A 13,200-nucleotide genomic window follows, 5' to 3' on the forward strand; every position below is an offset into this window, starting at 1 on the left:
CGAAACGGGATGGGGTGGGATGACGAACCCAAGGAGAATCAAGGCGATAGCGGGTAACAGCGCGTCCTGCTTAGGGTTTTCTATCGCCTTGTTCACGGGTTCGACTCCCGCCGCCTCCATGCGGAGTCACCCGCCGCTCTGAGCCGAGTCCACTCCTGAAGATGAGGCTCGGATCGTTTTGGGGGACCAGCTCGGTTCTTGTCGGACCAAATCTGGACCAAATCCGGAGGCAGAACGGCAGCGTATAAGACGGACAAGGCCCACGGTCGTCATGAGCCTATCAGCCCCTCATGATTCCCTCCCCGACCTTACACCGCACCGGGAGGAGCAAGTCGGACATGAAAAACAGTGGAAGCAGGACGAGGAGCACCTTGGGGCTGGCGGGTTTTCTCCTGGTGCTCGTGGCGGCCCTTGGCGCCCAGGCGGAGCCTCCCTCCTCCAAGCTCCCGGGCCGCAAGCCGGACTCCACGGAGCCCTGGGGCGCTTTTCTTGGCCGGGCCGCACACTTCGCCATTGGCAGGCAATACAGCGTGCAGCACCCCACCAACGCCGTCTTCCTCGACACCGTCAACCTCTACAGAATTGTGGAGGAGGGGAAGTTGGGCAATCCCAAGCGTCTTTCGGAGCTCGTGAGGCTCTTGCGCCCGGACATCACCGATACCCGAGCCCTCGTGCTCTTCGAGATCAAGCCGGACAATGAGGAGGGGCGCAAGGAAGGGAGAGAGCAGGCGGGGCGCTACCTGGCGGCGCTCAATGAGGCTGTCGAGCCTGACAAGAAGCTCGCGGGAGGCACCGGCTTCGAGGGGTCGCTCTTCCTCGAATTCGAGAACGGGGGAGCACTCTGGCAGTTGTCCTGGCGCACGCCAGAGCCCGGAGTGACGCTCTACCGCTGGAGCTACCGGCGCAAGAAGTCCAACGTTTCCTGGAAGGAGCGCGCGGCCCAGAAGGAAGAGGCGTTGCCCAGGGAAGAAGGAGAGCAGCGCGGTGAGGTGGCCGAGCAGGCGCTCCGGGCTGCCTATGAAGGGGGCGAATTGCCCAGCGACTTCCAGAGCCAGGTCTACCTGCCCGTGGACTGCCGCTGAGCGGGCGGCAGGCGTCTGACGCCCTCGGAGCGAGCGCGGGTCCTGACGCTTGAGGCGCAAGTGACCGCTGTGGTAGGGCCCGCGTTATGACCGTGCCACAGTCCCCGGTGCTTGAGTTCCCCGCGATGCTCCACGGTCCTATCGGCGCCATCCGCCGCGAGGTGAGGGCCAAGGGCCAGGGGTGGGCCCGGGAGTACCTCAAGACCGGTGCCTTTACCCAGCCCCGGCGGATGCTCCAGGTGCCGCCCGGCGAGCCTCTGGTGATGCACTCGGCGGCCGAGTTTGAATTCATCCGCCGCTCGAGCTGGCGGATTCACATGTTCGGCGACGTCTTCATGAGCTTGGATGAAGGCGTCTCGGAGGAGGAGCACCAGCGCATGAGGGACGCCTTCGAGTCCTTCTGCCTGAGCACCCCATGGGGCGCTCTCTACCATGCCGTGTCTCCTCCCCCGCCGCGGAGCGCGGAGCGCATGGCCAGGCGGTTCGCCGCGCTGCTGCGCTTCTGGGATGTGCTCCAAGGCCCGCGCTATGCGTACAGGGTGCCCGACACCCACCACACAATCGACGGCCTCATGGACTACATCTACCGCAAGACGCTGGAGGCGTGGTGCCCCAGGGGGCCCGCCTCGGTGCGCGAGCACATGGCCCTGACGGTGGAGCGCATGTCTCGCGCTACCCGAGAGGATTGCATGGAGGCCGTGCTCCGGGTGATTCCTGTCCTGGTCGAGGTGGACACCGAGTTCAAGCACCGCGAGAAGCTCAGCGACCCGGGCTTCCTGCGCGAGCGCCTCGCCGCGCTTCCCCCGAAAGACTTCGAGGATTTCTCCAGCGCCTACAAATACACGGTGACCATGCAGTTGGCTGACTGGGACAGGGCGTTGGGGCGGCATTAGCATCCTAAGGTGGTCGATGTAGCGCACGCCCTCGAACACGACGTCGGGCCTGGCGGCCGCCACGCTTCCACGGACCTCCACCTGCAGAATGCGCCAAGGGCTCGCGCGGTCCTGCACCCCCGCGTCCTGTTTCTCCGCGTAGCGGGCCGCCGCCTCGGAGAGGGTCACCCACGAGAAGGGCACCCCCTCGACGTGCCCTGGGAATGTGTCAAAGGACTCGTTTCGGTACCTCGTCTCCTACGAGTCGTCTGACACCTGGGGCCGGACACCTGGGGCCGGGGCGAGGAGTGCCAGTCACCTGGGTGGGGTTTTGGTGTCACGGTGGTTGTGGTGGAATCGGGCCATGCGCTCCAATTTCCGGTGGGTTGCATGGGCGTTGCTCGCGGGTTGTGCCCCGTCCCCTCACCTCATGGCGCCCTCGCCCGAGGCTCCGGCGGCTGCTCCCGCCGCGAAACCCACGGAGGCGCCCGCGCCCTCGCGCTACCGGCTGGTGAGCGTCGAGGTCTTCGGCTCACGTCGCTACTCGCGCGAGGAGGTGCTTGCCGTCTTCGGTGTCCCGGAGGGCCGGGACGTGGACCTGTCCGGAGGCGAGCTGCTCCGTGAGGCGAAGCAGGGCAAGGATCGCCTGTTGTCGCGCTTTGCCTTCGCGCAGGTCCGCGTTGGCATCACCAACTACGAGGACACGCACACCGTGGAGGTGATGGTGAGCCTCGTGGACGTCGGGGACGAGTGGCGCCTCGACTTCGCGCCCAAACCAGACGGGACACCGGAGGACCCGGATGGACTGGTTGCCGCCTGGGCCGCCTATGAGGAACAGGCCGGAAAGCTGTACCTCGCGGGAGTGATGCCGGTGGGGGATGGCCCCTGCCGTGCCTTCCACTGTGGAGCCGGGTTCGGCCACCCGACGCTCGCGTCCCTGGAGGTGCGGTTCATCACCGGCGTGCCCGCGCACTTCGAGGCGCTGGTGAAGGTGCTGCGCACGGAGAAGGATGAGCACCGCCGCTCGCTGGTGCCCTTCCTGCTGGCCTACGGACGCACGCGCGAAGAGGTCGTGGAGGCGCTGCTGCCTGCGCTGCGGGATCCGAGTAGCGCGGTGCGCAACAACGCGATGCGGGTCCTCTGGCAGACGCAGCGCGGGGCCTCGAAGGCGCTGGTACCGCTCGCGCCGGTGCTGCGCGCGTTGCATGGCCCGTCCCTGACGGACCGGAACAAGGGCTCGGTCCTGCTCGGAGCCGTGGTGGAGAAGGACTCCAGCCTGCGGCTCGCGGCCCTGAAGGACGCTGGGCCGGTGCTGCTGGAGATGGTGGCCATGCGGCAGCGGACGGACCGGGAAGGGGCCCTGCTTGCGTTGCGAGCCCTGGCGGGACGTGATCTGGGCGAGGACCCTCAGGCGTGGAGGGGTTGGGTCGCGGAGTCACTCTCCAGGGCCGGAGCAGGGGAGGCGGCCCGGAAGTGAGCCGAGACGTCGGCCAGCCGGAAGATGTCCACGTGCTCCGGCAGCGATGCGGCGTCGAGCCAATACGGATCCGGGACGCTGTAGCTCGAAGCCATTCGCGTTCGGTGCTGGTCGTCCTGGGGACGACATCTGCTAGGGTGGACTTCGGAGGTATTCCGCTCTGGCGCGACGTCTACAGTGGTTATTGCTCGCTCTCCTCCTGACGGGGTCGACAGCGGCAGCACAGCAGCCCCAGCTCCCGGCTCGCGAGCAGCAGCAGCGGCAAGTCGTCGTCCCCAGCGGGCCCAACGACCCGGTGCCCGAGGTGCGGGTGGCGGCCAAGGTCACCACCTGGCTGCGCTTCAACGCCCCCATCGACAAGGCCTCTTTGGAGGTGGAGGGACGGGCGACGCGCTTCAAGCTGGTGGACCCGGGTGAGTACACCCTCGCCCTCGAGGTCGCTGTTGAACCGGGCCCCGGGGAGAAGCTGGGCGTGCGGGTGCGCTACAAGGAGGCCGGCAGTCCGGCCTACGCCACCCTCGCGCTCGTCTCCCACCCCACGTGGGTGGACAAGGAGCTGGAGGTCGTTCGCCGCCCACGCACCGTCGAGGCGTTGGAAGCAAGGCTGGCCCACGTGGAGGCCGAGCTCGTCGCCCTGAAGGCCCAGTGCGCGCGGAGCGGGCTTCCCAACCTCGCGTTCTCGGGGCTGCTGGACTCGAAGAACGTCCGGGCCAGGCCCTTCTGGGGGAAGGCGGCCCCCGGCCACAAGAGCGGCCTCGTGCCGGGGAAGGGCATTGGCTACCGGGCCACGCACTGGGGCATGGTGGTTTTCCGCGTCCGCAACCTCCCTGGACAGTCGGCCTGGGCGCCCGGTACGGCCCGGCTCACCAGCACGAAGGGCACCTCGGTGAAGGTGCTGTCGGTGCACATGGAGAAGCCGCAACTCGAAGCAGGGGAGTCCGCTCTGGTAGCGGTGCTGGTGGAGCCACCTGTTTCCACCGAAAGACTCTTCCAACTGGAGCTTGTGGACGCCGAGGGCGGGCGGCTCCTTCCCATGACCGAAGTCGAATTCTAGGAGGCCAGCCCATGACGGAAGTTCTTCACCCGGACCATCTCCAGTCCGGCGATAGGGTGGGCGCCTGGCGGGTTGTGGGAAGGCTGGGCGTCGGCGGCTCGGCTCGTGTCCTCAAGGTGGAGCGCGCGGGCCTTTTCTACTCGATGAAGGTGTCGCTGCGGCCCGTGTCGCCCGAGGAAGAGGTGCCGGGGACAGAGGAATCCGCCACGCGGATGGCACGCGAGGCAGGCGCTCTTCTCACGTGCGCGCCCCACCCCAACCTGGTGCGTGTGCATGCGGTGGACTGCTGGCCCCACCCTGGCAACGGTTACCCTTTCATCGTTACCGACCTGGTGGAAGGAGACGACTGGCACGTGTGGCGTTGGAGGACGAACCCCAACGTCGCGCGGCTGGTGGACTGCTTCTCCGAGGTGGTGCGCACCGTCGGCTCGCTGCATGAGCACGGTGCGTATCACCGCGACTTGAAGGCAGAGAACCTCCTCATCCGCCGGGAGGATGCGCGCGTCTTTCTCATCGATTTTGGCAACGTGCGCATGCCGGGCACCTTCGCGCAGACCCTGGGCGTCCCGCCAGGCGTGTTCCACCTGCTGCCACCCGAGCTCCTCGAGTACACCCGCAGCAACGTGTGGACGAAGGGGATTCCCTTCCGGGGCGGCGTGCCGGCGGACCTCTACGCCCTGGGCATCCTGCTCTACCAGGGCCTCACGGACAGGCATCCCTTCGACCCCCACCTGTCGGACGAGGCGCTGACGACAGCCATCGCCACCGTGCCGCCGATGGCACCCCACCTCGTCAATCCACGGGCACCGCGCTCCCTTGGTGACATCGCCATGAAGCTGCTGGAGAAGCAGCCCGAGGCACGCTACCCCGACACCCAGGCGCTGCTGCAGGCCCTGTGGATGGCGGGCAAGGAGCGCACCGCTCCTGCCTGGAAGGTGCCGCTCATTGCGTCCACCGCGGAAGCCCCGGTGGAGGCCGCGGTCGAGGAGAAGGAGGCGTGGCTGGCCCGTCGGCAGCAGGAGGCGCCCAAGGCGGAAGAGGCTCCACTTCCGGAGGATTCCCAACCGCAGCAGGAGGAGGCATCCAAGAAGGAGGAGGCTCCACCTCTCGGGGATGCCGAGCCACAGGAGAAGGCCCCCCAAGAGGTGCCGCCGCCCAGGGAACGACGCACGTGGCGGACGTGGCACCTGGTCGCGGTGGGGGTGCTTCTCCTTTCGGTCCTCTTCCTTGCCTCATGGCTGGTGCGATCCACACTCCGGTCGCCCCTCATGGCGGAGCCCACCGCCTCCGTCGCCATCGAGAAAGGAAGCGCGCCCGTGCCCACCTCCACCTCGCCCCAGGACTCGGCTCCCACCCGCGGCAGCTCGAGCCTCAAATTCCTCGCCGTGTGGCTGTGCACCGCCACCGGCCTGGGCTGTCCCGCCGCCCAGGTACGGCCGGAGTCCGAGGCCTGTTCCGATGAGGCCAGTCGCAACATGTTCGAGGTGCTGAAGCTCAACGAGGGCATGGAGCTTCAGGCCGTCGTGGATATCAACCAGCCTGGGGAGCCGACCGAGGATGGGACCTACCGCGACGGGCCCATCGTTGGTCTCGTGGTGCAGCGCGACTGGTCCCCTCCAGAACTGCCCGGTGGCACCATTTTGTACGGGAGGCTCTGGACGAGCCCCGGCATCCAGAATCAGGATGGTGAGGAGGCTGTCCTGGGGCGCTACACCGAGGCCCTGCTACCGGACGGCCGCAAGCTGCCAGTGTGCATCGTTCTCGGCGGACCCGAGGGCCGCTGGCGCAAGCTGCCCGGCTCCAAGCCTGGTGCTGTTCGGCTACCGAGGGAACTCCCGGTGGCTGCCGTCTGGCGCTGGCCCTGAAAAGTCGTCTGACACCCTGCGCGGCCAAGGGCAAGGGCAGACCGATTTCGGCCGTTGGAGGTTGACCAGCAGGCGCTGGAGCACCGCTTCGTTGCCGGGCAGCGCGAAGTGATCCACTCCGGGGTTGTCCGTCAGCTCGAACCGGAAGCAGGGCATGTTCTGCCAGACGGCAATCGAGTCGTTGGTGATGTCCTCCTGATTGAGATCCCCGTCCGGACGGGTGAAGAAGACCGTGGTGTCCGTGACGAGCTGCCCGACGCTCAGGTCCTGCAGTTCCATGCCCACCACCGTCTCGAACCCCGAGCCCTTCTCCGCATAGACATCGACGTTGGGGAAGAAGGCCGGATCGGCGAACTCGACGAAGCCGGTGTAGTAGGCCGCCAGGTGCCTCGCGAGGGGGAGGCCCGCGTCCTCGAAGATCCGCAGGTTGTCCGCCGGCGTGTAGCTCCTGCCCCCATCAATAGTAGCCAGCACGATCTCCGCATCGCCAAAGACCGCTGGATCGGCGGAGCTCATGTAACTGGAGGGGTGGCTCTGGTACATGGCGGCACTGCTGGCCGCGTTCGCCGCATCCACCGGGAAGGTGAAGTCGCGGGTGTTGAGCCCCGTGAAGTACACGGGATACAGCAGGCCCTGTCCCGGCCAGTTGCCAGCGATCGGGGTGAATCCGTGGATGTACCGGTTCTTCCAGGCCTGGCTGGTGTGGGTCAGCAGGTACTGGGCATAGAGCGGCCCGTTGGAGTGACCCACCAGGTGCACGGGGGTGTTCCCGTTCTCGCGGTAGACCTCCTCGATCAGCTCGATGGTGCGCTCGAGGAAGCCATCCATATCCGGAGTCAGGCGGGAGTCATAGCCGGCGACGCGGATGTTCACGTCCCGCGTGTAACCGGCCGCTTCCAGGAATTGGTACAGGGGTTCGTAGAACGGCGCGCTCGCTGTCTTGCCGAAGTGCAGGAGCTTGACCTTGACGCCCCGCTGGTTGGTGAAGCGCTTCGCCATGGGCCTGTCGGCATGGGGCTTGTAGACCAGGGTAAGAAGCTTGTCCTGACAGACCTGGCTGAAGGTGCTGCTGGGAGAATCGTTGAGGAACCAGTCCTCGAAAGTTCCGTAACGGGGGCACTCCGGGAAGGCGGTCTGGTTCACCACCTTCACCAGGAGGCGAGTGAAATGGAAGGCTGGGAACAGGACGACTGGAGTGTGCGGTGGACTCGTGTTCCCGCCGCCGGTCGTGGCGAGAACGGTGCTGCTCCACAAAAAGGTGAACAACGCGAGGACACCACCAAGGCGCATCGGCGCGTTCTTCATGGGCTTCTCCGGCGGATTTTTCGGAACGGGGACTCGGCAGGATGAAGTGTGCGAGTCCTCCCGTAAACCGCGCGCCAGTACGATGCGGTATCGACAAATCCACAATCTTGGCGTCATCTTCTCGCGACAACTACGTTGACTCACTGGCGCCGCCGGGGTGTGCGCCGGGGTCTTCGCACCTGCTCCTACGAGTCGTCTGACACCCTGAGCGCTGGTTCAGCGCTCCTTTTTGTGCCGGGCGTTCACCTTCTTCACCCAATCGAGCTCGCGAAGCCGGTCGGTATTCGGCAGCCCGAACCCGAGGCTGGCCGGGACGCGGAACGAGAGCCCCGCGGTGACTCCCCACCGGGGCTGAGTCCCCTGGAAGCCCGTGCTGGCCTCGATGAAAACGCCCGTCGCCTGATAGCCGGCCCAGAAGGCGCCGCTCCGCATGAGGCTCTTGGGCTCCGTGCCCGTCTCTCCGTTCACGTAGCGGGCCCACTCCAGCGAGAAACGGGCGGCGGCCTCCACTCCCGCTCCATCCCCGAACAGGCCGCGTACCTGCCCATGCAGGCCGTAACGGCGGAAGACGACGTTCCAGTTGCTCGGGCCGAGGCATCCACGGTCGGGCTTGATGCTGCCGGGCTTCGGGTCCGTCTGCTCCACGGGAAACAGGACGCCCAGCTCGAGCGTGGGGCCATGCACCACCCGCTCATCGTGTAGGGGTTGCAAGAGGTAACCCGCCTGCGCGTCCCACGCGGGGCCCGACTGTGGAGCCCTCAATCTCCAGCCCGAGACGGGAATGGTGGCCTGGTAGTTCGGGACGGGTCGTACCGAGCGCGTGCGCCCATCCCACGCCGGGCCGAATCCCATCCGCGCCTCGATCGGGGGCGTGACCCACGCGAAGCACCCGGTCTGCGCGAGTCCCAGCACCACCAGCATCCACCGTCGCATGTGTCCCTCCCGCTGGACTCTAGCCGATATCACGCGTCCCCCACCGGTTGGGCACCTCGGGCGGCCGGTTCTGGACGGCATCGGGGTTCTTCAGTGGAGGTCCGACAGATGGAGCCAGGAGATGAGTGGTTTCAAGCGCGGCCTTCCCTTGGCGGCAGTCTACCGCGAAGGCACGCGGACAACTCCAGCTGGCGTGCTTCAGGGAACAGGCCGTGGGTTGCCCCAGGCCGCCGCGGCAATCCTCCACTGTCCCCCGGTGTGCACGAGCAGCAGGTGGTCGATGTAGCGCACTCCCTCGAACACGACGTCCAGCCTGGCGGCCGCCACGCTTCCACGGACCTCCACCTGCAGAATGCGCCACGGGCTCGCGCGGTCCTGGACTCCCGCGTCCTGTTTCTCCGCGTAGCGGGCCGCCGCCTCGGAGAGGGTCACCCACGAGAAGGGCACCCCCTCGACGTGCACGCGGTAGTAGAGGCAGTTGGGGGTGTGCGTCTGGTGCAACAGTGCGGGGCTGTAGGCGGCGTGCGCCTCGATCTTTCCGGCGAGCACCGCGCGAATCTCCTCCTGCGCGGAGGGGGACCCGGTCGCGCGCTCACCGGGCTCGAGCCGCTGGAACACCTTGCCCACGATGCGCCAGCCCGCGGGCGAGTCCACCACGAGCAGCAGATCATCGAACGTGTGGCCGGGCCAATGAGAGACAGCCTCCACCAGGGCGAACGGGCCCTCACGGTCGAGCACCGTCATCCGGCGCTCGGTCGCGGGCTCCGGGTGGTTCGCCTTCGCGTCCAGCACTTGCCACCACTCCAGCTGTGTGCGCGTCCGCAGCTCTCCGCTGCCCTCCACCCAATGCATGACGGTACCGGGATGGAAGGCCGAGCGCAGCAGACGGCTGGAGCTCGTGTCGGACGCGCGGAAGTACGTCCGCACGGCTTCCTCGGGCGTGAGGTTCTGACGAGGGGGCGGGGCGAAGGAGGACATGGGGCGGGTGTGCGTGCAGGCCGAGAGCAATGCGAGGGTCGCCAGCACGAGGAGTGACCTGGGCATGGCGGGAACATGCGCCCGGACCCGACCGGACACCATTTGATAGTTCCAGGCGGAAGCCATAGAAAGGTTCGATGGACTTCCCGGAGCTCCCCTTCCTGCGTACCTTCGTGACCGTCTACGAGGCGCGCAGCATCACAGCGGCCTCGGCGCGCCTGCATCGCACCCAGCCCACGGTGAGCTATCAGCTGCGCCGCCTGGAGGAGGCGCTCGGCGCGCCGCTATTCGAGCGCCGCTCGGCGCGTCTCGTCCCCACGCCCGTGGCGGCTCGGCTCTTCCGGTTCCTCGGAGGCTTCGCCCGTGATTTGCAGGCCGTGCTGCAGGGAGATGAGGAGGGCCGGCCGCTGGAGATCGCGGCGGTGTCTGGCTTTGGCCGCTACGTGCTCTTTCCTCGGGTGCTCGAGTCGGAGCGGCTGCGGCGGGCGCTGACGCTGCGCTACCCGTCAGCCGAGGGCGTCTTCCGCCAGGTGCTCGAGGGGCAGGTGGATGTGGGCTTCTCCTTCAGGGCCACGGTGCACCCGGGCCTCGTACTGGAGCCGGTCTACGAGGAGAAGTTGGTGCTCGTCGCGGGGCCGGCCTGGGCCCGCCGGCTGCGTGTCCAGGCGGACTTCCAGGACGTGCCGCTCGTGACCTACGACGAGGGCGACTACGTGGTGGGCCGTTGGCTCGGCCATCACTTCGGCAGGCGCCATCCGCGTTGGTATAGCACCGCGCATTTCGAGGAGCTGGAGGAGGTGCTGGAACTGGTGGCGCGCGGGCAGGGCGTCGCCGTTGTCCCCGACTTCTGCATTACCCAGGGACGAGCCCTGCGGGTGGTGGGTTGGGGCAAGGCCGCCCTGACGAACACGGTCTACGTGGTGCAACGGGCCCACGCGCCCGTGCGTCCGGCCGTCGTGGAGTTGCTCGGCCGCCTGCGCGGGCCCGGGGGCGGCACGACGTGACGCGTGCCGGGCGGGCTGCCCCAAAGCTGAGCGAGGACATGTCAGACGCTCTGGAGAAGGTGGGCCCCTTCAACCAGCGGCATCACGACATGAAACCTCGGAGGCTTGGAACTTGGAAACCCCTGGACGCGGATTCGGAAGGGCCGTGGTCATCGGCAGCAGCATGGCGGGGCTTTTGAGCGCGCGGGTGCTCGCGGACCATTTCGAGAAGGTCATCCTCCTGGAGCGGGACCATCGGCCGGAAGGGCCCCAGCCTCGAAAAGGAGTCCCTCAGGGTCCGCACATCCACGTCTTGCTGGACACGGGCCGGCGGCTCCTGGACGGGTTCTTCCCCGGCCTCTTCCAGGACCTGCGAGAGCAGGGCGCCGAGCTCATCGACTCGAGTGGGGACCTCGCCTGGCACCACTTCGACGTCTGGAAGGCGCGTTACACCAGCGGCATTCCCTTGCTGCTATGCACCCGCACCTTCCTGGAGTGGAACGTGCTGCGCCGCGTGCTGGCGCTGCCCAACGTCGAGCTGCGAGAAGGGTGCTCCGCCGAGAGGCTGCTCACGGACCCGGCCCGGCAGCGCATCACGGGAGTCCAGCTGAAGGGGCCTTCGGGAGAAGAGCCGTTGGAGGCCGCTCTGGTCGTGGACGCCAGCGGCCGAGGTTCGCGAGCGCCTCAGTGGCTCGAGGCGCTCGGCTATGGCCGTCCCGAGGAGGAGCAGGTGGGAGTCGATCTCGCCTACACCTCTCGCCTCTACGCGCGCCCCGCGAGCTTCCAGGGGGAGTGGAGCGCGCTCATGCAATACCCTTGTCCGCCGTCCACCTGGCGCGCGGGCTTCATCTCGAACGTGGAGGGGGGCGGTGGCTCGTCACCCTCAACGGCTACTTCGGAGACCACGCCCCCACGGAGCCCGAGGGCTTCCTCGAGTTCGCCCGCTCACTGCCCCGGCCGGAGCTCCATGCCTACCTGCGGGACGCGAAGCCGCTGGGACCGATCACCACGCACAAGGTGAAGGACTCCCGCTGGAGGCACTACGAACACATGGCGCGCTTCCCGGAGGGCCTGGTGCTCCTCGGCGACGCCGTGTGTGCCTTCAACCCCCTCTTCGGCCAGGGCATGTCCGTGGCGGGCCTGGGCGCGGAACTGCTCCACGAGTGCCTCCGCGAGCAGGCCCGGCGCTCGCCCGGGAATCTCGAGGGACTGGCCCAGCGCTTCCGGAAGCGGCTGCCCGAGGTCATCCGCCTGCCGTGGTTCATGAGCACCCTCATGGATCTGCAATACCCCCGGGCCACCGGCAAGCGCGGGCCCGGCATGGGCCTCCTGCACTGGTACATCCGGCGGATGCTGGAGCGGAGCTCGCGAGACGCCGTCGTCCACCGGCAGTTCCACTGCGTCCTTCATCTCCAGTCCGGGCTGGGTGCCGTCCTCCAACCCTCCGTGGCCCTGGCGGTGCTGACGCACGGGGCCAAGGCGCTCTTCGTTCCGCTCCGGGAGCGGGCGAACACGGACACCCTGCCTCCTCCCCCGGAGGCGCGGCCGCCGACTTCCTAAGGCGTGGGCCGGGCCGGGGCCTCGAGCCTCCGACGAAGGTCCGCGTGGGTCACCGAGGGAGTGCCGTCGGGGCCCACGCGGGAGTGTCCATCATCCGAATAGAGCGCCGGGCGCCAGAACAGCGTCCGCAGGGCGTGGAGGTGCGGATAGACGATGGATGCCTCGGGGTTGATCGCGCGCAGGTGCTTGCGCAGGAGCGGCGCGAACTTCGGGCTCATCGCCGGGAAGATGTGGTGCTCCTGGTGGTAGCTGAAGTTGAGGTGGATCCAATCCATCACCGGGTGGGTCTCCACACTGGCCGTGTTCACGAAGGGGTTGTCGGTGTCCTGGGACGCCGGCAGGAGCCAGTGGTTGGTGGCGATGTAGATCATCAGCGTGATGTTGCTGAAGACATGGGGGAGGATGAGCGCGTAGAACGCGCCCCGTGGCCCCAGGACCCAGCCCAGCGTGCCCCAGCCGAGCGCGAGGAGTACCGTGAGGATCCGCTCCCGGGCGCGATGCATGCGCACATGCTGGAGCTGGGGCTGGTTGCTGTGATGCCACAAGAAGGCCTGGCCCTGGGCGGTGAAGAACAGGCTGAAGCTGATGTAGCTGAGCCAGGAGCGCGAACCCGGTGATATCGCGTGGAACACCTTGGCGAACCACTGGGTGCGCCACTCCTGCTGGCGCGGGAGGATGTCCGGATCCCGAACATGGATGTTCGCCGCGCTGTGATGCGCCTGGACGTGCCAGGCGCGCCAGTTGCCAGGGGTCACCAGCCACGGGCTGAAGCCGATCCAGCCGATGAGCTCCTCGAGCACCTTGCTGCGGAACACGGCGTGGTGCAGCGCTTCATGGGCGACGAAGCCAACGGTGACGAGCATCTGCCCGAGCACGAACGAGATGAGGAGGCACGCCCACCAGGGCAGCCGCCCGCTCCCCACCGCCCACACCAGGGCGATCATCACGGGCACGTGCGCGAATGCGAGGACCCCGCGCAGGGGCTGAGGCTTGAAGGCTTCCGGAGGCATCGCGCTGCGCAGCTCGGCGCGGAGCCGCCGGTAGTCATCGACCGGGATGCGGGTCGCGGAGGAAGTGGAGGAGCTCATGTG

General features: G+C 67.5%; 12 protein-coding genes. 8 read left to right on the top strand and 4 right to left on the bottom strand.

Features of this window, described 5'->3' with window-relative positions:
- Window positions 1–338 precede the first annotated feature (338 nt).
- The 5 genes from JQX13_RS20740 to JQX13_RS20760 all read left to right on the top strand — a co-directional run bounded on the left by JQX13_RS20740 (window position 339) and on the right by JQX13_RS20760 (window position 6,350).
- The gene (locus tag JQX13_RS20740) at window positions 339–1,082 is read left to right on the top strand and encodes a hypothetical protein (protein ID WP_203410678.1); all 744 of its coding nucleotides are present in this window, start codon (window positions 339–341) and stop codon (window positions 1,080–1,082) included.
- 86 nt (window positions 1,083–1,168) lie between these two features.
- Window positions 1,169–1,975 carry a hypothetical protein gene (locus JQX13_RS20745; RefSeq protein ID WP_203410679.1) on the top strand — a complete coding sequence of 269 codons (807 nt, stop codon included), beginning with the start codon at window positions 1,169–1,171 and terminating at the stop codon, window positions 1,973–1,975.
- A 343-nt stretch (window positions 1,976–2,318) separates the two neighbouring features.
- The gene (locus JQX13_RS20750; protein ID WP_203410680.1) at window positions 2,319–3,431 is read left to right on the top strand and encodes a HEAT repeat domain-containing protein; all 1,113 of its coding nucleotides are present in this window, start codon (window positions 2,319–2,321) and stop codon (window positions 3,429–3,431) included.
- A gap of 184 nt (window positions 3,432–3,615) precedes the next feature.
- Complete coding sequence (locus tag JQX13_RS20755) at window positions 3,616–4,485, top strand: DUF2381 family protein (RefSeq protein ID WP_239014964.1); 870 nt, start codon at window positions 3,616–3,618, stop codon at window positions 4,483–4,485.
- Between the two features lie 11 nt (window positions 4,486–4,496).
- Window positions 4,497–6,350, top strand: a complete 1,854-nt coding sequence (locus tag JQX13_RS20760) for a serine/threonine protein kinase (protein WP_203410681.1) — start codon at window positions 4,497–4,499, stop codon at window positions 6,348–6,350.
- Here the strand turns inward: JQX13_RS20760 and JQX13_RS20765 are convergent.
- The 3 genes from JQX13_RS20765 to JQX13_RS20775 all read right to left on the bottom strand — a co-directional run bounded on the left by JQX13_RS20765 (window position 6,306) and on the right by JQX13_RS20775 (window position 9,632).
- On the bottom strand, window positions 6,306–7,655 hold the full coding sequence (locus JQX13_RS20765; RefSeq protein WP_203410682.1) for a lipase/acyltransferase domain-containing protein: 1,350 nt from the start codon (window positions 7,653–7,655) through the stop codon (window positions 6,306–6,308). The two genes, JQX13_RS20760 and JQX13_RS20765, sit on opposite strands and share 45 nt — an antisense overlap.
- 216 nt (window positions 7,656–7,871) lie before the next feature.
- Window positions 7,872–8,588, bottom strand: a complete 717-nt coding sequence (locus JQX13_RS20770) for a hypothetical protein (RefSeq protein ID WP_203410683.1) — start codon at window positions 8,586–8,588, stop codon at window positions 7,872–7,874.
- 198 nt (window positions 8,589–8,786) lie between these two features.
- The gene (locus JQX13_RS20775; RefSeq protein ID WP_239014966.1) at window positions 8,787–9,632 is read right to left on the bottom strand and encodes a nuclear transport factor 2 family protein; all 846 of its coding nucleotides are present in this window, start codon (window positions 9,630–9,632) and stop codon (window positions 8,787–8,789) included.
- A 71-nt stretch (window positions 9,633–9,703) separates the two neighbouring features.
- On the opposite strand from JQX13_RS20775, the gene JQX13_RS20780 reads away from it, so the two are divergent.
- The 3 genes from JQX13_RS20780 to JQX13_RS55960 all read left to right on the top strand — a co-directional run bounded on the left by JQX13_RS20780 (window position 9,704) and on the right by JQX13_RS55960 (window position 12,109).
- Window positions 9,704–10,570, top strand: coding sequence for a LysR family transcriptional regulator (locus tag JQX13_RS20780; RefSeq protein WP_203410685.1), 867 nt, complete (start codon window positions 9,704–9,706; stop codon window positions 10,568–10,570).
- A gap of 112 nt (window positions 10,571–10,682) precedes the next feature.
- Window positions 10,683–11,570, top strand: coding sequence for an FAD-dependent oxidoreductase (locus JQX13_RS55955; protein ID WP_343211115.1), 888 nt, complete (start codon window positions 10,683–10,685; stop codon window positions 11,568–11,570).
- Window positions 11,571–11,599: 29 nt separating this feature from the next.
- Window positions 11,600–12,109: an NAD(P)/FAD-dependent oxidoreductase gene (locus tag JQX13_RS55960; protein ID WP_343211116.1), complete on the top strand. Its 510-nt coding sequence runs from the start codon at window positions 11,600–11,602 to the stop codon at window positions 12,107–12,109.
- Here the strand turns inward: JQX13_RS55960 and JQX13_RS20790 are convergent.
- A complete protein-coding gene (locus JQX13_RS20790) occupies window positions 12,106–13,197 on the bottom strand; it encodes a fatty acid desaturase family protein (RefSeq protein ID WP_203410686.1) in 1,092 nt (363 codons plus the stop codon). The two genes, JQX13_RS55960 and JQX13_RS20790, sit on opposite strands and share 4 nt — an antisense overlap.
- Window positions 13,198–13,200 lie beyond the last annotated feature (3 nt).

Source organism: Archangium violaceum, assembly GCF_016859125.1.
In the GTDB taxonomy this organism is placed as follows: Bacteria; Myxococcota; Myxococcia; order Myxococcales; family Myxococcaceae; genus Archangium; species Archangium violaceum_A.

What these genes read in the sequence shown, in the direction of transcription:
- JQX13_RS20750 (WP_203410680.1), top strand. Translation starts at nt 2,319, where the DNA reads ATGCGCTCCAATTTCCGGTGGGTTGCATGGGCGTTGCTCGCGGGTTGT.
- JQX13_RS20745 (WP_203410679.1), top strand. Translation starts at nt 1,169, where the DNA reads ATGACCGTGCCACAGTCCCCGGTGCTTGAGTTCCCCGCGATGCTCCAC.
- JQX13_RS55960 (WP_343211116.1), top strand. Translation starts at nt 11,600, where the DNA reads ATGGCGCGCTTCCCGGAGGGCCTGGTGCTCCTCGGCGACGCCGTGTGT.
- JQX13_RS20760 (WP_203410681.1), top strand. Translation starts at nt 4,497, where the DNA reads ATGACGGAAGTTCTTCACCCGGACCATCTCCAGTCCGGCGATAGGGTG.
- JQX13_RS20780 (WP_203410685.1), top strand. Translation starts at nt 9,704, where the DNA reads ATGGACTTCCCGGAGCTCCCCTTCCTGCGTACCTTCGTGACCGTCTAC.
- JQX13_RS20770 (WP_203410683.1), bottom strand. Translation starts at nt 8,588, where the DNA reads ATGCGACGGTGGATGCTGGTGGTGCTGGGACTCGCGCAGACCGGGTGC.
- JQX13_RS20740 (WP_203410678.1), top strand. Translation starts at nt 339, where the DNA reads ATGAAAAACAGTGGAAGCAGGACGAGGAGCACCTTGGGGCTGGCGGGT.
- JQX13_RS20775 (WP_239014966.1), bottom strand. Translation starts at nt 9,632, where the DNA reads ATGCCCAGGTCACTCCTCGTGCTGGCGACCCTCGCATTGCTCTCGGCC.
- JQX13_RS20765 (WP_203410682.1), bottom strand. Translation starts at nt 7,655, where the DNA reads ATGAAGAACGCGCCGATGCGCCTTGGTGGTGTCCTCGCGTTGTTCACC.
- JQX13_RS20790 (WP_203410686.1), bottom strand. Translation starts at nt 13,197, where the DNA reads ATGAGCTCCTCCACTTCCTCCGCGACCCGCATCCCGGTCGATGACTAC.